The organism is Selenomonas sputigena ATCC 35185 (assembly GCF_000208405.1).
In the GTDB taxonomy this organism is placed as follows: domain Bacteria; phylum Bacillota; class Negativicutes; order Selenomonadales; family Selenomonadaceae; genus Selenomonas; species Selenomonas sputigena.
The window spans coordinates 2,547,179-2,568,361 of record NC_015437.1; the positions used below are offsets into that span (position 1 = coordinate 2,547,179).

Sequence of the window (21,183 nt, forward strand, 5' to 3'; positions counted from 1 at the left end):
GGTCTGTCTTTCTACCTGTATAGTTCGTGAAAGAGAAGGAAAATCCTCTCCCTTTTTAGAAATTTTTTGGAAATTTTTCGTTGATTTTCGCTGATTTTCCTCTACGCACCAAAGCAAAAACCTGCCAATCGCACCCTTCGCGTGATATAATAGAAACGCAAGTAAACGCGCCGATTCGAGGGGAATACGTCGCACGAAACGCCCCTGCCCTTGAACATGCGCAGAACATGCGATTGAGCATGAATCTAGGAGGAATCCCATGAAGAAGAACTCACCGGCGAACGATATTTCCGCCATCCTGCAGGAAACGACCATTGCCGGCGTATATGAGGCGGCACGCACCCTGGACGGCGTGACGAAGAAAACGCAGCTCCTCGACAGCCCCTTCTTTTCCGCATTGAGCCAAAACGACGTCTATCTGAAGCCCGAGAATCTTCAGAACACCGGCTCATTCAAGGTGCGCGGCGCCTACAACAAGATCGCTCATCTGACGGATGAGGAACGCGCCAAGGGCGTCATCACCTCGTCCGCCGGCAACCACGCGCAGGGCGTCGCGCTCGCCGCCCAGCGACTTGGCGTCAAAGCCGTCATCTGTATGCCCGCCACGACGCCTCTTCTCAAGGTCGAGGCGACGCGCTCCTACGGCGCTGAAGTCGTGCTCGCGGGCGACACCTTCGACGACGCCTACAGGCGCTCACTCGAATTGCAGGCGGAAAAGGGCTATGTCTACGTCCATCCGTTCAACGACCGCGACGTGCTCTTGGGGCAGGGAACGACGGCGCTCGAAATCATCGACGAACTCAAGGACGTAGACGCCATCCTCGTGCCCATCGGCGGCGGCGGCTTCGCCTCGGGTGTAGCTTTCGCGACGAAATCCGTGCGCCCCGAGGTCAAAGTCATCGGCGTCGAGCCTATGGGCGCCGCCTGCATGGCCGCCTCCTTCAGCCGAGGGCACGTCTCGACGCTGCCTTCTGTCGAGACGGTCGCCGACGGATGCGCCGTGAAGACGCCGGGCGATCTGACCTTCGCCTTCTGCCGCAAGTATCTCGACGACATCATCACCGTCTCCGAGATGGAGATCATGAGCGCCCTGCTCTTTCTCATCGAGAAGCACAAGCTCATCGCCGAAGGCGCGGGCGTCCTCTCGCTCGCGGCGCTCACACGGCTGCCCTTCCAAGGCAAGAAGGTCGTGTCCATCCTCTCGGGCGGCAACATCGACATCTCGACCATATCGGCACTCATCAGCAAGTCCCTCATCGCGCGTGGCCGCATCTTCTGCTTCGCCGTGCAGCTGCCCGACAAGCCCGGCCAGCTTCTCAAGGTGGCGGAAATCGTCGCGCGTGAGCACGCCAATGTCATCAAACTCGTCCACAACCAGGCGAGCGTCACCGACAGCTTCCAGCAGGTGCAGCTCGAAGTCACCGTGGAGACGCACAACCGCGAGCATATCGAAAGACTGACCGCCGCCTTGGAAAAAGAAGGTCTGTCCGTCACAAAGATCTATTGACGCAGCTCCTTGAAAAACTTTCCTTTCTACGAAAACACGGACATTTGTGCATGTAGCTTATGAAGGAGACTTTTCCTTATGGAAAATTACCTTGCGGCGCTCGCGACCCATACAGGCCCCCTGCTTGCCATCTTTTTCGCCGCCTTCCTGCAGGCGATCACGGGCTTCGGACTCGTCATCGTGGCGGCGCCCCTCTTGATGTTCTTCTACGATCCGAAGATCGTCGTGCCCGTCATGCTGCTTCTCGCATGCTCAGGCAACACCGTGCAGGCCTATTTGATGCGAAAGAAGGCGAACCTTCCTCTGATCGGTCACCTCGCGATCGGTGTCTTGCTCGGCATCCCCATCGGTTTTTTCGTCTTCGACTATGTATCGAGCGACACCCTGAAGGTCTGGATCAGCACCGTCGTCTTCCTCTCGCTCCTCATCATGCAGATCTCGCATCGTCACATCCCGGAATCAAGGCGCAACACGATCATCACGGGCATGTGCTCGGGCTTCTCCTCCATGACGACGGGCATGGCGGGACCGCCGTTCCTCATCTACCTCGCCTACACGAAAATGAGCGCCGAAACCTTCCGCGCCACATGCTTCGTCTTCTTCCTTTGCTGCAACTCGACGTCGCTCATCGGCTACCTGATCGGCGGACACCCGCTGACGGCTGCCGTCCACGAGTTCGTCTACCTCCTTCCCGCCCTCGCCGCAGGACTTTCCCTCGGGCACGCGCTCGCGCGCTTTATCCCCACGAGCCTCTTGCGTCGCTTGATCTTCTTCGTCCTCTATGCCACTTGCATTTACACGATCTGGAGCGTCGTATCGAAGGGATAGCCAAACAAAAAAGAGCCGAGCTTTGACTCGACTCTTTTTTTGTTTACAGCTCAGAAATCAGAGTTCCGCCTTCCAAAGACCGTGCAAATTGCAGTACTCGTAAACCGCGACCGGCTCATCTCCCTCAGCGAGGAAGAACACCGCCTCGGGCTTGTCCTCGGGCGTCAGATGACAGATCTGCGCTCCCTTCTTCGTCTCAAGGTGAATCCACGAGATCAGATGCTCAGGCGTCATCGGATGCGCGACCGAACCGACGACGACCGTGACCTTGCGCGCCGCCTTGTCGTACGTCGCTACGGGCACATGCTTCTCCTGCGCCGCATCCGTCGTGTTCGCCTTCAGTTCCTTCAGATCCTCGCCGCAGCAAGACAGCTTGCCGCCGCCATCATGAATCAGACCGACGATGTCTCCCGACTCCTTGCAAATGAAAAACCTCTTTGCCACAATATCTCCTCCTTCAAGATAAAAAATCCTGTTTATATTGTAGCATATCTCATCTTCTACGGCTATATTTTTCTTGCATTCACAATTCCTTGTATCCAGGCGGTACTGGTGCGACGATGCTCACGAAGATGAAATCTTCCTCGCCCGTATTGCGCAGGCCGTGACACGTTCCCTTCCCCGTGATGATGAGGTCGCCTTTCTCGACGGGAACCTCCTTGCCAAGCTCCGGAAAGAATATACCCTTCCCCTGGATACAGACCCAGAAGTCATCACCAGCCGGATGCTCATGCGCCTTGACCTCCTGTCCAGGCTTCACAAGCCAGACCGAACCGCTCGTCGAATCCGTTGTATAGAAGACCGTCTTTGTCGCCTTGTCGCCTGCCTTCGCCACCTCGTGAATCTTCCAATGGCGCGTAGAAAAATCCTTGGTTACTTCCATCCTTTCCGAACCTCCTCTTTCTGCTTAAATAATCCTTCTATGTTTGGTATCGCTACAGATATAAACTGTCTTGATACCAAAATGAATATACTCACTGCAATACCCTTTACAGATACGGCGCCGGATTCACAGGCTCACCGTGGATGCGGACTTCATAATGCACATGTGGCCCTGTAGAAAATCCCGTGCTGCCCATATAGGCGATAATCTGACCGCGTCGCACATGCTGACCTGTGCGCACGACGATGGATTGTGCGTGTCCGTAACGCGTCATGATACCATTCCCATGATCGATGTCAACCTTATTGCCATAGCCGCCAGCATTCCAGCCGGCGTCTGTCACCACGCCATCGGCTGTCGCTACGATCGGCGTGCCGAAGTCGTTGGCGATGTCGATACCTGGATGGAAATCCGAACCATTCCAACGCAGGCCAAAGGGTGAACTGACCTCGCCGCGTGCAGGCCAGATGGAAGGAATCGTGACGGAGACACCAGTCAAGGCATAGGGCGTATTGCCATAAGGCAGAAGCGCGGCCATTTCCTGCTGCTGCGCCTCCAAAACCTGCTTGAGCTGCTGCAGGCTGGCGCGGCGAACAGCCACGCGTTTCTCGATATTTTCAAGCGCCGCATCGACATTTTCCGCCTGCAGCTTTGTAATTGGTCCGCCCTGCCCGTCCTGTGCCCCTGCTGCAGCATCCGCTCCATCTGCAGGCGCTCCCGCCGTATCGGGAGCGGCAACTGTCCCCGACATGCGACGCAAGTCGTTTTCCATCTGCGTCAATTCATCCAATTCCTGCTGCAGGCCATCCGCTTTCTTCGAAAGCTGCAAAAGCTGCTCCTGCTGCATATTGCTGATCTGACGCATCTTTTCCAATTCGGTGTCATCGCTCTTGACAAAAAATGTCGTATAAAGCGAATAGGAAAGCGTCACACAGGAAATCAGCAAAACGACGAAGAAAGAGATGATACCAATCTTCGCCATCTTTGCAGAAAGATGTATCGTATGAATGGTATCAGAAACATCGGGCACAATCTTGATGGTGAACCCATTTTCCTTATGCAAAAGCCCATCTCCAAACTGCACGGAAGACCCCTCTTCCATTGAACAAACTACACGCACAAACGTCCACTTTGTGGACATTGTGCGCCGCCCTTACATGAAAGAACCAATCAGTCTGCGCCCTCTGGGCTTGACTTCTTGGACTTTCATGGTAAACTTTCAGGACATATGTTCAGCCGTCATGCGAAGCGGCATGCGTTGCTTCACACCCGTTTCCTGCGACAGTTTCATCAAGGCGGCACGCTGTACATATGTCCTCACGCCTTACAGAAGCCTAGCCGATCGGTCTGCGCCTTCAGCTTGACCTCTTGGGGCTTCATGGTAAAACTTCCATTCTGCGCTATCGCTACTCCGGCCGCACGCTCATCGCCTTTTCGAGCGCTTCCGCCTCCTCACGCGTGAGCTTGTAACTCGAGCGTCCCGCCTCGATGGGCTTGACGTAGCTGCGCGAGTCCTCACGAGCGAAGATACTGGAAAAAATCACGCCGTTGTTGTGCGAATCCAACATGGCAACGGCATAGCTGAGATCGCTTCCCATATCGGCAAAAGCGCTGAAACGCACGATACCAATGCGTGTCGTAGCCGTCTGCAGCAGCGCATCCAAGCGCCTGTTTTCCTCCTTGAGTTTTCGGCTTTGCTCAGCGACGCCCTTCATTTCCTTGATATGCGCGAGCAGCATACTTTCCAGATTCGCACCCTCGACCCCCCGCATCATCGCCTGATAGCGGCTCTTCATGCGCGATACGCTGTAAACCTGATAAATAGCCAAGACCAAAAGTACAATGACCAAAACCAAAAGAAAAATCACCAGGAACGTCTCATTGTTGCCCAAGAGTTCCGCCAGTTGTTTTGTATTCATCCCAATCATTTCTCCTCTATCCGCACGGAGAGGCTGCACGTCTCTCCCATCGTTTCTGCAGCTTTTGCCATGCCAAACAAAAGATGTTTCACGTGAAACATGATGCATCAGACCGTGAATCTTTCTCCTGCAGAAAACTGACGCAAGGCCGCTTTCTTGTCCTCCAGCAGCCGGCTCTTCTTCTCCAACAACGAATCAAGGATGCGATTCAAGTCTTCTTCCGAGGAAAAATCGATCTCTATGCGATTCTTCTTGCCTCGCGAACGAATGCGCACCTGCGTGCCAAAAAACATCTTGAGCTTGTCTTCCGCTTCCTGCAGGAAGATCTTTTCTGTCTCCTCAGGCGACTCTGCTTCCTTCGCTTCGGCTGTCTCTTCCGCATTTTTCTGCAGACGCTTCACAAGCTCTTCGGCCTGACGTGCCGAACATTCGCGCGCCATAATGATGTCTGCCGCCTCTCGCTGCAACGCAGCGTCTGTCAGGACGACGAGCGGCCTTGCCTGCCCCATGCTCAAACTGCCGTTTGCCAAGTATTCCTGCACATGTGCATCGAGCTTCAAGAGGCGCATCATATTCGTAATATGGGAACGGCTTCTTCCCACGCGCTCCGCCAAAGCTTCCTGTGTAAGCCCGAAATTCTGCAAAAGATTCCGGTAGGCGTTGGCCTCTTCAATCGCATTGAGATCCTCGCGCTGCAAATTTTCAATCAGCGCAATCTCCGTACTTGCCGCATCGCTCAAAGGACGGACAAGAGCCGGCACCGTTTCAAGACCGGCCAGTCTTGAAGCGCGAAAGCGACGCTCGCCCGCAACAAGCTCATATCCCTTTCCTGCCGGAAGCTGTCGCACGAGAATCGGCTGCAGCACGCCATGCTGCACGATGGATTCCTTCAACTCATCCAGAGCGCTCTCATCAAACTCATGACGAGGTTGATACCGATTGGCTTGTATCTCGTGCAATGGAATTTGCTGCACAGCGATACCATTCATTTCTTTTGGTATCACATCAATCGCTTCATCATCTTCTATGGCAACTTGACTCGCTCCCTCGTTTCCTTGTGGATTCGAGTTTTCTGCGCTTTCTTTTTCCGCTTCCTGAGGAGCTTCCATGCGCTTCTTTTCCTCAGCATTGGTATCAGATAATTGCGGAGATTCTTTCTGCGATACTTCGGGCGTTTTCAATTCTGTGGGAAAGAGTGCACCAAGCCCCTTGCCCAATGCCTGATGCTTCCTAGCTGTCACGCTCTATGACCTCCTTTGCCAGATCCATATAGACGATGGCTCCCTTGCAGTTTCTGTCATAGGCAATGACGGGCTGCCCATAGGACGGCGCCTCGCTCAAGCGCACGGTGCGCGGTATGACCGTCCGATACACCTTGCTGCCGAAATGCGTGCGCACCTCCTCAGCGACCTGAACCGAAAGATTGGTTCTTGAATCGAACATCGTCAGAAGAACGCCCTCGACTTCCAAGGCAGGATTCAGATTGGTCTGAACCAATGTCATCGTATTCATCAGCTGTGCCAAGCCCTCCAGAGCATAAAATTCGCATTGGATCGGCATCAAAACGGTATCTGCTGCTGTCAAGGCATTGAGCGTCAAGAGCCCCAAGGAAGGCGGGCAGTCGATCAAAATGAAGTCATACTGATCGCGTACGGCATCGACCGATCGCTTCAGACGATTCTCGCGTGAGATGGCAGCAACAAGCTCGATCTCCGCCCCCGCCAGTTCGATATTGGCCGGAAGAAGATCGACCTCGTAACCCGTATGAAGAACTGCCTTCTCTATAGCAAGGTTGTCAATCAAGACTTGATAGATGGTTATCGTTAAATCCGATTTATTGATACCAAATCCGCTCGTCGCATTGCCCTGCGGATCGGAGTCAATGAGCAGTACACGTTTGCCGAGCATGGCAAGACCGGCGCTCAAGTTTACCGATGTCGTCGTCTTTCCTACGCCGCCCTTTTGATTGGCGACTGCTATGATTTTCGCCACATTCTTTTCCTCCATAAGCTTTTCTTTTCCTATTATAGCATGATATACTGATGGGGGGAAGTATTCTGCCCCATGAATAACTTCGATGTTTCACGTGAAACATTGGCTAGGAAGAAGGAATCTTATGCCCGTTTACAATAGCGTTTTGCTTGATATTGATGCAAAGGAAACGCGTCGCTATGCAGGATTGAACAAGGCCAAGGATTTCGATGAAAAACTCATCGAAGAAGCCTGCTTGGAAGCGCGTCTTCTTGCCGAACCGCGCGGTATATGGCAGATGTATGACTATGATGCAGCCACACAGACGGTACTCGCCGATCCGCCCTTCACCATGAAAGGGAAGCTCATCGGCAAGCATCTCGCCAAAGCACAGAAGGTCATCGTACTGTCGGCGAGCGTCGGTGATGCCATCGAGGAGCATGTGACGAAATACTTCGCCGATGGACGCTACGCCTACTCCGTCATTCTTGATGCCGCCGCCACGGCAGCTGTCGAGCAGGTAGCCGACGCGATGGAAAAAGCCATCGAGCCAAAGGTTGCGAAGGAAGGCTATACGATGCGCTGGCGTTTCAGCCCCGGCTACGGCGATTGGCCGCTCGATCAGCAGCCCGAAATGGTACGTCTCGCCGAAAGTGAGAAAATCGGCGTACACCTCAGCGACGCCTCCATGCTCGTACCGCGCAAATCCATCACTGCCATCATCGGCCTCGTACCGCAGCAAAAAGAGAAGGAAGCGCATACGCCGAACGGCTGCGCTGCCTGCGATAAATTCGACTGCCCTTCGAGAAAAGTTCCTGTCGGCGAAAGCAAGAACTGAAGCATATAGCAGGGACAACATCTTATTGATACCAAACATTAAACAGGGCGAAAACCTATGATACCAAACTAAGGAGGATATTGATGATCCATATTTTTGACGGCGCGATGGGAACGATGCTGCAGGAAGGAGGCTTGAAGCCCGGCGGCTGCCCCGAGCTCATGAATCTCGAACAGCCCGATGTCGTGCAAAAGATCCACGAAGCCTATATCGAAGCCGGCGCGACGATGATCGAGACGAACACCTTCGGCGCTTCCGCTTTGAAGCTCGACCACTACGGTCTGGAAGACCGCGTGAAGGAAATCAATGAAGCAGCCGTAAAGATCGCACGCGAAGCTTCCAAAGGGCGCGCCAAGATCGTCGGCTCGTTAGGGCCTACGGGGCGCTTCATCGTCCCTCTCGGCGATCTCGAATTCGAGGACGCCTACCGAGCCTTCTACGAACAAGCGAAAGCGCTTGCCGATGCGGGCGCCGACTATCTGCTTTTTGAAACGTGCATTGACATACAGGAAATGCGTGCAGGCCTTCTGGCGGCAAAAGATGCGACAAGCCTTCCCATCATCTGCCAGCTCTCTTACAGCGAGGACGGGCGCACCGTCACGGGCACCGACCCGCAGACGGCCGCCATCACCTTGGAAGCGCTCGGTGCCGACATCATCGGCGTGAACTGCTCGCTCGGCCCCAAGGAGCTCGTCCCCATCGTCAAGACGCTGGCAGAGAACTGCTCCGTTCCCATCAGCGTGCTGCCCAACGCCGGTATGCCGCGATTGGAAAACGGCAGAACCATCTTCCCCATGGGGCCTGAGGAGTTCGCCTCGTGGGGCGCAAAACTCGTCGCTGCCGGTGCAACGTATCTCGGTGGCTGCTGCGGCACGACGCCCGCGCATATCAAAGCGCTCGCCGCTGCTGTCAAGGACTTGCCTCTCACCGAGCGCAAGAGCCCGGACAATCGCCTGCGTCTCACGAGCCGCAGCAAGACCGTCATCATCGACAAAGATCTCGCGACCACGCTGATCGGCGAGCGCATCAATCCGACGGGACGCAAGAAACTCGCCGAAGAAATCAAGAATGGTTCGCTCTTCTCCGTCAAGCGCGAGGCCATCGATCAGGTGCGTGCGGGAGCGCGCCTTCTCGATGTCAACATGGGCGTCGGCGGCATCGATCAAGTCAAGGCAATGCACGATGCCATTCGCGAGGTGTCCCAAATCACCGATGCACCTCTTGCGATTGATACCAGTGATACCAAAACATTGGAAGCCGGACTCCGAGCATATCCGGGACGCGCTCTCATCAATTCCGTCAGCGCCGAAAAAGAGCGCATCGAAGAGTTCCTTCCATTGGCGAAGAAGTACGGCGCGGCCATCCTCTGCCTGCCCATCACAGAGGACGGCGTGCCGAAGACAGCGGAAGATCGCATCAATGTCATCAACGGTATCATCAAAGAGGCGAAGAAGAATGGTCTCAAAGATGGGGACTTCCTGCTCGACGCCCTCGTCATGACCATATCGGCCGATCAGAATGCCTGCCTCGAAGTATTGAATACCTTGCGCCTCTACCGCAAGCATTTCGGCTATCCGGCAACGATGGGGCTTTCCAACATCTCTTTTGGACTGCCGAACCGTCCTCTGATCAACAGCACCTTCTTCGCCATGTGCCTTGCCGCAGGACTCGACGCGCCGATCATGAATCCCTATGACGAGAAGATGCAGGAAGCCCTGATGGCGAGCGCAGCGCTCTTAGGAAAAGATCCGCGCGGCATCGACTTCAGCCGCAACGAAGTGAACCTCAAGACGCCAAAGAAGGCAGCTGAGGCTAAACCTATAGAAGGCGATGTTCTCGCTGCCATCAAGCAAGCGGTCATCGACGGCGCTTCTGAAAGCATCGCCATGCTGACCGAACGGGCGATACGCGAAGGTCATTCTTCGAATGAAATCACAGAGAAAGCTCTGACGGCCGCCATGAACGATATCGGCATCGACTTTGGAGCAGGACGCGTCTTTCTGCCGCAAGTTCTTCTATCTGCCGAAGCAATGCGCGCTTCCTTCCAGAAAATCAAGGAACTTCTGCCCGCACAGCAGGAGGCGGACAAAGGAACGGTCGTCATGGCGACGGTTAAAGGGGATGTGCATGATCTCGGCAAAAACATTGTCTCCGCGCTCCTCTCGAACAGCGGCTTTAAGCTCATCGACCTCGGCAAGGATGTCGATGCTGATACCATTGTGCGCACGGCGCTCGAAAAGGAAGCCGACATCGTAGGTTTGAGCGCCTTGATGACAACGACCATGACGCAGATCGACAAGGTCATCAAGAAACTGCGTGAAGCCGGATCAGAGGCAAGAGTCATCGTTGGCGGTGCCGCCGTGACCGAAGACTACGCCACAAGCGCAGGAGCCGACGCCTATGCCAACGATGGCGTCAGTGCAGTCAAGATTGCCAAAGACTTCGTCGGCGAATAAGGCGAGCATGTTTCACGTGAAACATGCAGCTATGGAAAAAGCACGATGTTCCCGAACAATCAATTGCAACAAAGGTGATGTTTCACGTGAAACATCGAATACAAAAGAAGAAGCCTCCCGCAAAGGAGGCTTCTTCTTTTGTATTTATGCCAAAACCTTGGCAAGGCGCATGTATTCGGGATCGAGCTTCTTCTTGTTCGTCACGGCATCGTGCAAGTCGATGGCGACGACATTGCCGCGATGGAAGCCAAAGACGACGTTGGAAAGACCCGAGAGAATCGCCAGAGCCGCTTTCTCACCAAGCTGGCTCGCCTTCACGCGGTCGATGACGGACGGCGTACCGCCACGCTGAATATGTCCGAGAACCGAAACGCGCGTCTCGATATCCGTATGCTCGGCGATGAAATTGCCAACCTCAATGCCGCTTCCTGCCCCCTCGGCAACGACGACGAGAATGTAGCGCTTGCCCTTCTTATAAGCTTCCTTGATCTCGTTGCTGATTTCTTCGAGATCGAAGTCCTCTTCGGGCACGAGGATGTATTCCGCGCCGCCCGAAATGCCGCTCATCAGCGCGAGCCAACCGCAATGTCTTCCCATGACCTCAAGGACAACGACGCGCCGATGCGCCGAAGCCGTATCGCGCAGCTTGTTGATGGCATCGATGATCGTATTCGCTGCCGTATCGCTGCCGATCGTATAGTCTGTACCCCAGACGTCATTGTCAATCGTTCCCGGCAGTCCCACGATGGGAATGCCGTGTTCTTCGCTCAAGAGCGACGCGCCGCGCAAACTGCCGTCGCCGCCGATGATGACGAGTCCTTCGATGCCCTTCGCCTTGAGCTTCTCATACGCCTCTGCACGACCTTCAGGCGTCATGAAACGATGGCAACGAGCCGTGCCGAGGAACGTGCCGCCTCGCTGAATGATGTCGCCGACATCCTTTCGCTCCATCTTGAACATCTCACCGTCCAAGATACCGCGATATCCGTTATGTATGCCCCACACTTCTGCACCTTCAAAGAGCGCCGTGCGCACGACGGCGCGAGTCGTCGCATTCATGCCGGGGCTGTCGCCGCCGCTCGTCAAGACGCCGATACAATTCAACATCGTAAAATCCCTCCCATACCCATGGCGAAGAAGCCTCGCTCCCTCGATCAAAGTGAAACCTTTTCTACATCATACCACATTAGAGCTAGGAAATAAACGTACTTGACAAAAAAGAAAGGGAATGGTACATTGAAAATAAGCTGCATAACTGACGGAAGTGGATGACCACAAGGGAGTGCAGCAGGAAAAGCCGACCGTCTGGGCAGCCGCAATGGTTCACTATGCCCGCGGTCTTTTTTGATTTCACTACAACTCACACAAAGGAGAGAAGCTGATGAAAGAACTCGAATTGAAATACGGCTGCAATCCGAACCAGAAACCCTCTCGCGTTTATATGGAAAGCGGCGACCTTCCGTTCAAGGTATTGAACGGAAAGCCCGGCTACATCAATCTGCTCGACGCCATGAACAGCTGGCAGCTCGTGCACGAACTCAAGGAAGCGACCAGCCTTCCTGCAGCGGCATCCTTCAAGCATGTGAGCCCTGCAGGCGCCGCCGTCGCCGTCCCCCTGTCCGATGCGCTGAAGCAGGCATACTTTGTCGAAGGAATCGAATTGTCGCCCGTTGCGACCGCCTACATCCGTGCGCGCGGTGCCGACCGCATGTCGTCGTACGGTGATTTCGTCGCTCTCTCCGACCCGTGCGACGCCCAGACGGCTTCCTTCCTGCAGCGCGAGGTCTCCGACGGCATCATCGCGCCCGCCTATTCCGAGGCTGCCTTGGAGATTCTCAAGACGAAGCGCAAGGGAAGCTACCTCGTCATACAGATGGAGCCTTCCTATGTTCCTGCAGAGAAGGAAACGAAAACCGTCTTCGGCGTAACCTTCGAGCAGAAGCGCAACGATGTCGCCATCACCGAAGACTGCCTGAAGGATGTCGTCACGAAAAATAAGGATCTGCCCGACGACGCCAAACGCGACCTCCTGCTCTCCCTCATCACCTTGAAGTACACCCAGTCCAACTCCGTCTGCTATGCCAAGGACGGGCAGGCGATTGGTATCGGCGCCGGCCAGCAGTCACGCGTCCATTGCACGCGTCTCGCGGGAAACAAGGCCGATATTTGGTATCTGAGGCAGAGTCCGCAGGTCCTCTCGCTTCCCTTCAAGAGCGATGTGCGCCGTCCCGACCGCGACAATGCCATCGACGTCTACCTGTCCAATGAATGCATGGATCTCCTCGGAACGGACGAATGGAAGCGCATCTTCACGGAGAAACCTCCTGTATTCCTGCCCGAAGAGAAAGCCAAGTGGCTCAAGACGGCGACGGGCGTCGCACTCGGTTCGGACGCTTTCTTCCCCTTCGGTGACAACATCGAACGCGCACATAAGAGCGGCGTTTCCTATGTTGCCCAGAGCGGCGGATCGATTCGCGATGACAATGTCATTGAGACGGCGGATAAGTACGGCATGTTCATGGCGATGACGCATATCCGTCTCTTCCATCATTGATACCGATACGAACCAAAACATAAGAAAAAGGCTGTTGCATCATGCAGCAGCCTTTTCTTATGCCATCTATGGAGTTTTCCGCAGTTTATCCACATTTTTATCCACATACGAACCAATTCATGGCGTATTCTGTGGATAAGTCCGTATTGAATCCACAACTTTTCCACAAAGCTCAGAGTCCAATATTCAGCATATCAAGAACGTCCGATGCGGAAGGCATCGCCACGCCGCCAATGCTCGAAGAACTTTTCGCCTTTTTCACAACAGCATGGTATACGTCATCCTCGACGCTGCCCGGCACGAGATTTTCCCAATTCTGCGAGCTGTAAGGACGCTCCTTGATGGCGTTCGACGGCCTGCCTGTGACCTCCAACTCGCAGAGGAACTGGATCTGCTTGCTCTTTGGATTGAGGTAATAATGCTCCAAATAGTACTTCCCCGCCTTGGCGTCTTCATCATCGGAGAAACTGTTCGGCTTGAGCTTCACCCAGACGTCGATCATGCGATCCTGACGGTTCGGGATAGGAACATTGCGCACGCTTCGCATGTCCATATAGTAAATGAACGATTCGTCGCGGAAAATTTCCTGGAAGCGATCCTTCTCCTTACTCTTCTTGTTCTTCGTCTTGACAGCGTCCTTGCTTTCCTGCGCCGACGCTTCCGTCTTTTTTCCCTGCAAGGGAATTTTTGATTCATCGGCTTTCTTCTGTACGGACGGCTTCATCTCTTCTTTCTTCTTATTCAAGACAAGCGGCTTCTGCCCTTCCTCCCTCTTCTGCGGAGCGGGCGTCACCGACGCTTTGGATGCCTCTTCCATGGCCTTCTTAGTGTCGCTGTTCTCTGCTTTTTTATCTTCCTTTTTTACGGAGGTTTCCGCTTTCTTCTCCTGGAAGCCCTTTACCTCTTTCTTCTTTTCATCCTTCGCATTGCCATGCTCCTTAGCGTTTTCCGCCTTCTTTTCCTGCTTTCTGTCGGAATCTGCTGCTTTTTCTTGTGCAGCAAGATCCTCCATACCGACATTGATGATATATGCCGAAGCTGTCGATCCAAACGTCAGACTGCCTGCTAAAAACGTCATGGCTAGAGCAGCTGCCACCTTCTTCTTCCACACCTTAGAGCACCATCCTTTCAGAATCCTTCTCTTCTTATATCGTCTTTTTTCCTGTGTATCTTTAACGGCAACTCAAAGCAATGGTTCTTTCGCCGGCTTGCCTGCCTTGCGCGGATACGCTTTCGGCGTAGTCCTCTCCTTCTTTATGACGAGAACTGCACGCTTGTCCGAAAGGCCGGGCAAGGCGACGGGAATCGACTCTATCGCCCTCCCGCCGAGAATCTTGACGGCTCTTTCCGCCTCTTTTGCTTCCTCTTCCGAGTGAAGCCCCTTGAGGGCGATCGCTGTGCCGCCGATGCGCACGAAGGGCAGAAGATACTCGGCAAGGACGGGCAGACGCGCCACGGCGCGAGAGGCGGCGATATCGAAGCGCTCGCGCAAAGCGCTTTGCCGCGCCGCTTCCTCCGCGCGTCCATGCAGGCACTCTGCGCCTTCCAAGCCCAGCGCCTCGACAACGGTTTCGAGAAAATGCACGCGCTTCTTCAAGGAATCGAGAAGGGTCAGCTTCAAATCGGGACGGACGATCTTCAGAGGAATGCCGGGAAATCCCGCACCCGTTCCGACATCGATCAGACGCAGGGAATCCCTTTCCTCGATACCTCGAAGCGCCGTCAGGGAATCAACGATATGCTTGACGGCAACTTCCCGCGGTTCAGTAATCGCCGTGAGGTTCATCTTCGCGTTCCATTCGATGATCAAACGATAGTAGATGCCGAACTTCTCAATCTGCTTTGCATCGAGCGGCAGTCCATAGAGAGCAGACGCTCTTTCCAACTCCTGCTCAAACATCGTCTTCTCTCCTCCTGCGGCGCTCCTGCTCCAGCCAGATCAATAAGACCGATATATCCGCAGGCGACACGCCCGATATGCGGCTCGCCTGTCCCACAGAAAGCGGACGGACGGCAGCGAGCTTCTCTCGCGCCTCGTCCCTTAGGCTCGGCACGAGAGCGTAGTCGAGATCGACGGGCAAGCGACGAGACTCCAGATGTTCCAAGCGCTCGACCTGTTCCTGCTGCTTCTTGATGTACCCTTCATAGCGAATGGCGATTTCCAGCTGCTCCTCGACCTCGGGCGCAAGGCGCTCCAAGCCGAAGAGCGAAGCCAACTTCGCATAATCCATCTCCGGACGGCGCAAAAAATCGGCAAGCGACGTTGACGTGCGTATGGGCGCAAGTCCCGCCGATTCAAGACGAGCAAGATTTTCAACCGATGGATGAAGGACAGTATTCTCAAGCGTCTTCCTCGCCTCGATGATACCATTCTTCTTTTTCAGGAACTTCTGCCATCGATCCTCTTTGACAAGACCGATGGCGCGTCCCTTTTCCGTCAGGCGCAAATCAGCATTGTCCTGGCGAAGCAGCAGGCGATATTCGGCGCGAGACGTCATCATGCGGTACGGCTCCTCCGTCCCCTTCGTCACGAGATCGTCGATGAGAACGCCGATATAGGCCTCTGCGCGACTCAAGACGAAAGGAGCTTTGCCGCGGATATAATGCACGGCGTTGATGCCCGCCATCAACCCCTGCGCCGCCGCTTCCTCGTAACCCGACGTGCCGTTCGACTGTCCCGCCGAGAAAAGTCCGCGAATCTTCTTGAACATAAGACTTGGCAGAAGCTGCAGCGGATCGATGCAGTCATACTCGATCGCGTAGCCCGGGCGCATGATGCGCGCCTTCTCCAAGCCCGGAATCGTGTGCAGGAAAGCCTCCTGCACATCGACGGGAAGGCTCGTCGACATGCCTTGCACATAGACTTCCTCTGTATGCCATCCTTCCGGCTCCAAGAAGAGCTGGTGGCGATCCTTGTCGGGGAAGCGGAGGATCTTCGACTCGATGGACGGACAATAGCGCGGGCCGATCCCTTCGATGATACCATTCGCCATCGGCGCCCGATCGATATTCGCACGAATGATCTCATGCGTCTTCTCATTCGTATACGTCAGATAGCATGGAAGCTGCTCGCGCGTCCTTTTCTCCGTCATGAAGGAAAAGCTCTGCGCCCCCTCGTCCCCGGGCTGCAGCTGCATCTTCCTATAGTCTAGGGAACGTGCATCAAGACGCGCAGGCGTCCCCGTCTTGAAGCGCATGATTTTGATACCATTCTCTCTAAGAGAGCGCGACAATTCCCCTGCGGCTCGCTGCCCATTCGGCCCGCCGCTCGTCGTATGCTCACCGATGACGATGCGTCCTTTGAGATATGTACCCGTCGCGAGAATGACAGCACGCGCGAGATACGCTTCCCCCGTCTCTGCCACTATACCTCTCGCCTCTTTATCCTCGATGAGGATCTTTTCTGCCAGAAGCTGCCGAACTTCCAGTCCCTCCTGCTGCTCGCAGCGCTCCTTCATGCGAAACTGATAGGCTTTCTTGTCCTCCTGCGCGCGCAAAGCATGGACGGCAGGGCCTTTTCCCGTATTCAAAAGACGGTACTGCAGAGCCGCCTCATCGGCATTGATCGCCATAGCGCCGCCAAGCGCGTCGATCTCGCGCACGAGATGGCTCTTTGCAGGGCCGCCGATCGAGGGATTGCAGGGCATGAGTGCGATATTGTCCAAGGAAAGCGTCGCCAGAAGCGTGCGGCAGCCGAGATTCGCTGCAGCGAGCGCCGCTTCGACGCCCGCGTGCCCCGCACCGAGGACGATGATATCATATTCACCGGCAATAAACAAAGAAGGCCACCTCACTTGCCGACGCAGAAGCGTGAAAATATTTCATCCAATACGTCATCTCCCACCGTTTCCCCCGTGATCTCCCCGAGTTTTTCCAAAGAAGAGCGCAGATCGATAGAGATGAAATCGAGCCCCAGTCCCTGATCCATCGTGGAAATCGCGGCGGTAAGATGATCTGCCGCCGCTTCCAAAAGATTCTTCGTGCGCAGGTCGGCGACGAACGAGCCTTCCCCCGACCTTTCCTCACCGTCATAAACCTTTTCCAAAATAGCGGCCGCCAAAGGAGAAATCCCTTCTTCCTCCTTCGTCGTGATTTCAATCAGAGGAAGATGTACCAAATTTTGCAGCCGTTCGGTATCAAGAACGCGCGGCAGATCGCTCTTCGTCACGACGATGAGCGCATCCTTTCCCTCAAGCAAGGCGAGGATCTCCTCATCCTCCGCCTCCAGAGGCCGAGAACCGTCAAAGAGAGCGAGCACGAGCGCGGCGCTTTTCACATGCGCACGCGCCTTCTCCACGCCGATGCGCTCGACGGCATCCTCCGTCGTCCGTATGCCTGCCGTGTCGATGATCCGCAAAGGCACGCCGCCAATATCGGCATACTCCTCAATGGTATCACGCGTTGTTCCCGGAACGTCGGTGACGATGGCACGATCTTCGCGCAGCAGGGCATTCAGGAGGCTTGACTTTCCCACATTCGGTCTTCCGACAATTGCCGTTTCCAAGCCGTCGCGCAGGATGCGTCCCGTATGCGCCGTCTGCACGATGCGGCGCAGCGACGCATGGAGGGCCGACACCTTTTCCCGCGCCTCCTCTACAACAATTTCATCGACGCCCTCCTCGGGAAAATCAATGACGGCTTCCAAATGGGCAAGGAGAGCCAAAATATCCTCTCGCATCGAGCGTATGCGCTCCGAGAAATGACCGGCCAGATGCCCCGCCGCCATTTCCAGCCCCTTTTCCGTCTTCGCCTGCACCACGTCCATGACGGCCTGCGCCTCGGCCAGATCAAGCCTGCCGTTCAAGAAGGCGCGTTTTGTGAACTCGCCTCGTTCCGCAGCCCGCGCCCCGTGACGATACGTCAATGCTAAAACCTCGCGCAGGGAAACAGCTCCGCCGTGGCATTGCAATTCCACGACGTCTTCCTTCGTATAAGAATGGGGCGCACGCATGACGAGGCAAAGGGCCTCATCGACGAGGCGGCCATCCTCTCGCACGACTGTACCGTAGAGAAGATCCCGCGCACCTGCGTCAGCGAGCTTCCTGGCGCCTGCAGCGCAAAACATGCGCGAAGCCGTCTCTATGGCAGAGGCGCCGGAAAGGCGCACGATGCCGACGCCTCCTTCCCCGACCGCTGTCGCAATGGCGCTGATCGTATCTGCCTGCTGCAATTCGTTCCCCCCTGCAAGGAAAGAAAAAGGCTGTCGCTCGCTGCAACAGCCCGATTTCAATCCAATCAATAATCCTCTTCACGCATAGAGCCGTCCATACGCGAAACGCGATGCTTCGGCTCAATGACGACCTTGCGAAAAGGCTCATCGCCCGCGCTGTAAGTCAAAACGCGATGATTCTCCTGCAGTGCAAGGTGAATGATCTTTCGCTCATGGCGGTTCATCGGCTCCAAGACGACGCGCTGGTTCGTGCGGCAGCAGCGCTCCGCCAAGCGCGCTGCCAGACGGTAAAGCGTCTCCTCACGGCGCTCGCGGTAATCTTCAATATCGAGGATGATGCGCACGCGTTCCTCCGTCAATCCCTGGTTGGCAGCGAGATTGACGAGATACTGCAAAGCATCGAGCGTCTGCCCGTGCTTGCCGATGAGTATGCCGAGATTGTGCCCGGAGAGATTCAGCTCGATTGAATGAGGCCGATCCTTTCTCTCGATGGCGACTTCAAGATCCATTGCTCGAAAAATCTGCTGCAGGAAATCCTCCGCCTTTTTAATCGGCACTGCAGCGTCGGCAGGACTCAGGAAATTGCGAACCTTCTCCTCACGAGAACGCCCGGCAACTGAATCGGATGCGTAGGAACGTCTGCCCGAAGAGAAACGCTCGCGGCGCGGTTCCGCATAAGAACGATTTTCTCTCGAGGGAGAGTAGGAAAAGCCGCGATCCACAATGGTTTCCTGCCTGCCCGGCGTCGTATCATGAGAGACGGCGGACGCACTTTCGGACGCCTCGGACGACTCCTTCGTCAAGACAGGCGCCTCCTCCTTTTCCTCCGCACGCTCTTCTTCCCGTTCCTCACGGCGCTCCTCAAGAACTTCTTCCCGCTTTTTTTGCGGCAAAGTTTCCTGCGGCTGCGGCAAAGGCTCTTCCTTCGCCGTAACGCGCACTTTCGCCGCACGCTTTCCAATCAAACCAAAGAAGCCGTTCGACGGCTCCTCGATGACCTCCACCGTGCAGCGATCCTTCGGGAGACGCAGGGCGAAGAGTGCAGCTTCAATCGCTTCTTCCACCGTCTTTCCGGTTCTTTCCACGAAATCCGCCATATCAGGCAACTCCTTTCTTTCCCGTGACGTCCTCGTTTCGGTACATCCACCACTGCTGCACGATCTGCACGAGGTTCATCGTCACCCAATAGAGAACAAGTCCCGAAGCGAAATTCAAGCTGATCCAGCCGATGAAGATCGGCATGACGATCATCATGATCTTCATCTGTTGATTCGTTTCCGTCGAAGTCTGTTTCTGCACGAACCACGTCGAAAGTGCGGAAAGCACCGGCAATATATAGTGCGGATCGGGCTCGGAAAGCGACGCGAGCCACAGAAAGGACGGCGTCCCCGAATACGCATAGCCCTGCAGCGCATAAAACATGCCCATGAGAATCGGCATCTGTATGAGGAGCGGCAGACACCCCGCGAGAGGATTCACGCCGGCTTCTTTATACAGCTCGCCGATCTTCTGCTGCATCATCTGCGGGTTGTCCTTATACTTTTCCTGCAGCTTCTTCATCTTCGGCTGCAGTTCCTGCATGCCCTTCATCGAACGAACCTGCTTGACCGTCAGAGGATAGAGGCATACCTTGATGAGGATCGTCAGCAAAATGATGGCAATCCCGTAATTTTCAAAACCAAGAAGACCTGTAAACGCATACAGATTCTCCAACATGAACTGAATCACCGCAATGACGGGATGAAACAGCGACGATAAAAACTCCAAATCACCACATCCTAATTTTCCTATGGTACAGGGTCGTAGCCACCCTTATGAAAAGGATGGCAGCGCAGAATCCTCTTGATGGCAAGGAAACTGCCCTTTGCCGCCCCATATTTTTCAACAGCAATCATTGCATACTCCGAGCATGTCGGAATATAGCGGCACGAAGGCGGCTTCAAAGGAGAAAGAAAGCCGCGATAAAAACGAATGAGAAGCAGAAGCACGACTTTCATCTGCCGCGCCTTCTCTCGCTTTTAGAAGCCTCGTTGTCTCCTGCCATGATTTCGGCCTTCCTTCCCAAAGCGAGGAAAGCCTTCTCCAAATCCTGGCATTTGACGTCGAGAGCCGCCTTCCTGCCCACGAGCAGGAGGGAAAAACCCTCCTCGATTTCAACCTGATGCAGACGATAAGACTCGCGGAGCAATCTTTTGACCCGATTGCGCTTCACGGCATTGCCGAGCTTCTTGCCTGCGGCAAAACCGACTTTTCCCTGGAGTCCATGCGAACGAAAGACATAAAGCACGAGAAATCTGTTTGCATACGATTTTCCGCGGGAATAAACAGCCTGAAAATCCTTCTTCTTTTTCAAGATGCGGCTTCTCGGCAAACCCAACATGCAAGAACCCTTTCATTAAAAATCAAAATGCTTTGTCATTTCATGAAAAAAGGTCACCGGAGTGACCTAGCGAGTGATTACGCAGACAACTTCTTTCTGCCTTTTGCGCGCCTTCTCTTCAGGACGAGACGGCCGCCTTTCGTCTTCATACGCTCGCGGAAACCATGCGTCTTCTTGCGCCAATGGTTATTCGGCTGATACGTCATCTTCATTCAAATCCACCTCCCCAAAAGAATTCTAGGAATCGCTGATACATCGAGCGATTCATTCAGTCAAAATGCAAAAGAACACAAAATGCCCCTACTATCGCTTTTAACTACGCTAAATTATAGCCCAGAGACAATCGAGTGTCAAGGATTTTCCACGGTTTCGCGCGGAGAAGCCTTGCATTTTCCTGTCCTTCTTGTGGATAAACGAGCCTTTCCTCTTTTTAGGAACGAATTGCCTGTTGATAACTCTTTTGCAGTCTGCTAAGATATTTATAGCCAACCGACCATTTATACACAGAGATATGCACATTATCCACAGGCAGAGAAGATATTTCCACAAGAATTTTTATCCATTTCCTTCATTATATAAAGAGAAACATTTTTTCCGCCTGACTGCACGTCGTTCCTGCCATTTCCTCTGCGTTTGGCTTCTCTCATTTTTTATCTTTTATCCACAGTATGTGAATA

At 54.6% G+C, this 21,183-nt stretch carries 21 protein-coding genes and 1 riboswitch; of the genes, 5 read left to right on the plus strand and 16 right to left on the minus strand.

The annotated features are described in order from the left end of the window. Positions 1–259: 259 nt before the first annotated feature. Together ilvA and SELSP_RS11595 are read left to right on the plus strand one after the other, a co-directional pair. Positions 260–1,507, plus strand: coding sequence for a threonine ammonia-lyase (gene ilvA, locus SELSP_RS11590; RefSeq protein ID WP_006192603.1), 1,248 nt, complete (start codon positions 260–262; stop codon positions 1,505–1,507). A 78-nt stretch (positions 1,508–1,585) separates the two neighbouring features. After that, complete coding sequence (locus SELSP_RS11595; RefSeq protein ID WP_006192604.1) at positions 1,586–2,335, plus strand: sulfite exporter TauE/SafE family protein; 750 nt, start codon at positions 1,586–1,588, stop codon at positions 2,333–2,335. Positions 2,336–2,392: 57 nt separating this feature from the next. Here SELSP_RS11595 and SELSP_RS11600 read toward each other — a convergent pair whose 3' ends face one another. From SELSP_RS11600 to SELSP_RS11625, 6 genes are all read right to left on the minus strand, one after another. Beyond that, positions 2,393–2,779 (minus strand): desulfoferrodoxin family protein, encoded by a 387-nt coding sequence (locus SELSP_RS11600; RefSeq protein WP_006192605.1) that lies wholly within the window; start codon positions 2,777–2,779, stop codon positions 2,393–2,395. Positions 2,780–2,858: 79 nt separating this feature from the next. Beyond that, a complete protein-coding gene (locus SELSP_RS11605; protein WP_006192606.1) occupies positions 2,859–3,218 on the minus strand; it encodes a cupin domain-containing protein in 360 nt (119 codons plus the stop codon). Between the two features lie 106 nt (positions 3,219–3,324). Then, a complete protein-coding gene (locus tag SELSP_RS11610) occupies positions 3,325–4,359 on the minus strand; it encodes a M23 family metallopeptidase (RefSeq protein WP_013741085.1) in 1,035 nt (344 codons plus the stop codon). A gap of 265 nt (positions 4,360–4,624) precedes the next feature. Next, positions 4,625–5,137, minus strand: coding sequence for a DUF4446 family protein (locus tag SELSP_RS11615; protein WP_013741086.1), 513 nt, complete (start codon positions 5,135–5,137; stop codon positions 4,625–4,627). A gap of 107 nt (positions 5,138–5,244) precedes the next feature. Continuing rightward, positions 5,245–6,378, minus strand: a complete 1,134-nt coding sequence (locus SELSP_RS11620; RefSeq protein WP_006192612.1) for a ParB/RepB/Spo0J family partition protein — start codon at positions 6,376–6,378, stop codon at positions 5,245–5,247. Further along, positions 6,368–7,144: a ParA family protein gene (locus SELSP_RS11625; RefSeq protein ID WP_006192613.1), complete on the minus strand. Its 777-nt coding sequence runs from the start codon at positions 7,142–7,144 to the stop codon at positions 6,368–6,370. Before SELSP_RS11625 ends, SELSP_RS11620 begins: the two co-directional genes overlap by 11 nt. 109 nt (positions 7,145–7,253) lie before the next feature. On the opposite strand from SELSP_RS11625, the gene SELSP_RS11630 reads away from it, so the two are divergent. Together SELSP_RS11630 and SELSP_RS11635 are read left to right on the plus strand one after the other, a co-directional pair. Next, on the plus strand, positions 7,254–7,946 hold the full coding sequence (locus SELSP_RS11630) for a hypothetical protein (RefSeq protein WP_006192614.1): 693 nt from the start codon (positions 7,254–7,256) through the stop codon (positions 7,944–7,946). Between the two features lie 83 nt (positions 7,947–8,029). Further along, complete coding sequence (locus SELSP_RS11635) at positions 8,030–10,402, plus strand: homocysteine S-methyltransferase family protein (RefSeq protein ID WP_006192615.1); 2,373 nt, start codon at positions 8,030–8,032, stop codon at positions 10,400–10,402. A 144-nt stretch (positions 10,403–10,546) separates the two neighbouring features. Here the strand turns inward: SELSP_RS11635 and pfkA are convergent, their stop codons facing one another. Further along, positions 10,547–11,509 (minus strand): 6-phosphofructokinase, encoded by a 963-nt coding sequence (gene pfkA / locus SELSP_RS11640; RefSeq protein ID WP_006192616.1) that lies wholly within the window; start codon positions 11,507–11,509, stop codon positions 10,547–10,549. A gap of 134 nt (positions 11,510–11,643) precedes the next feature. After that, positions 11,644–11,720: riboswitch (ZMP/ZTP riboswitch) on the plus strand. Between the two features lie 63 nt (positions 11,721–11,783). On the opposite strand from pfkA, the gene SELSP_RS11645 reads away from it, so the two are divergent. Then, positions 11,784–12,956 (plus strand): phosphoribosylaminoimidazolecarboxamide formyltransferase, encoded by a 1,173-nt coding sequence (locus SELSP_RS11645; RefSeq protein ID WP_006192618.1) that lies wholly within the window; start codon positions 11,784–11,786, stop codon positions 12,954–12,956. A 172-nt stretch (positions 12,957–13,128) separates the two neighbouring features. On the opposite strand, the gene SELSP_RS11650 is transcribed toward SELSP_RS11645, so the two are convergent. The 9 genes from SELSP_RS11650 to rpmH all read right to left on the minus strand — a co-directional run bounded on the left by SELSP_RS11650 (position 13,129) and on the right by rpmH (position 20,718). Further along, complete coding sequence (locus SELSP_RS11650) at positions 13,129–14,034, minus strand: head-tail adaptor protein (RefSeq protein ID WP_233275180.1); 906 nt, start codon at positions 14,032–14,034, stop codon at positions 13,129–13,131. Positions 14,035–14,139: 105 nt separating this feature from the next. Next, a complete protein-coding gene (gene rsmG / locus SELSP_RS11655) occupies positions 14,140–14,856 on the minus strand; it encodes a 16S rRNA (guanine(527)-N(7))-methyltransferase RsmG (RefSeq protein ID WP_006192620.1) in 717 nt (238 codons plus the stop codon). Continuing rightward, positions 14,849–16,735, minus strand: a complete 1,887-nt coding sequence (mnmG, locus tag SELSP_RS11660; RefSeq protein WP_013741088.1) for a tRNA uridine-5-carboxymethylaminomethyl(34) synthesis enzyme MnmG — start codon at positions 16,733–16,735, stop codon at positions 14,849–14,851. The genes rsmG and mnmG overlap by 8 nt, the downstream gene beginning before the upstream one ends. A gap of 11 nt (positions 16,736–16,746) precedes the next feature. After that, entirely contained in the window at positions 16,747–18,126 is a 1,380-nt protein-coding gene (mnmE, locus tag SELSP_RS11665; protein ID WP_006192622.1) for a tRNA uridine-5-carboxymethylaminomethyl(34) synthesis GTPase MnmE, read from the minus strand. A gap of 65 nt (positions 18,127–18,191) precedes the next feature. Beyond that, complete coding sequence (gene jag / locus SELSP_RS11670; RefSeq protein WP_006192623.1) at positions 18,192–19,223, minus strand: RNA-binding cell elongation regulator Jag/EloR; 1,032 nt, start codon at positions 19,221–19,223, stop codon at positions 18,192–18,194. A 1-nt stretch (position 19,224) separates the two neighbouring features. Beyond that, positions 19,225–19,893 carry a YidC/Oxa1 family membrane protein insertase gene (locus SELSP_RS11675; protein WP_006192624.1) on the minus strand — a complete coding sequence of 223 codons (669 nt, stop codon included), beginning with the start codon at positions 19,891–19,893 and terminating at the stop codon, positions 19,225–19,227. 20 nt (positions 19,894–19,913) lie between these two features. Then, the gene (gene yidD / locus SELSP_RS11680) at positions 19,914–20,123 is read right to left on the minus strand and encodes a membrane protein insertion efficiency factor YidD (RefSeq protein WP_013741089.1); all 210 of its coding nucleotides are present in this window, start codon (positions 20,121–20,123) and stop codon (positions 19,914–19,916) included. Further along, positions 20,120–20,506 carry a ribonuclease P protein component gene (rnpA, locus tag SELSP_RS11685; RefSeq protein ID WP_006192626.1) on the minus strand — a complete coding sequence of 129 codons (387 nt, stop codon included), beginning with the start codon at positions 20,504–20,506 and terminating at the stop codon, positions 20,120–20,122. Before rnpA ends, yidD begins: the two co-directional genes overlap by 4 nt. A gap of 77 nt (positions 20,507–20,583) precedes the next feature. After that, positions 20,584–20,718 carry a 50S ribosomal protein L34 gene (gene rpmH, locus SELSP_RS11690; protein WP_006192627.1) on the minus strand — a complete coding sequence of 45 codons (135 nt, stop codon included), beginning with the start codon at positions 20,716–20,718 and terminating at the stop codon, positions 20,584–20,586. Positions 20,719–21,183: the final 465 nt, after the last annotated feature.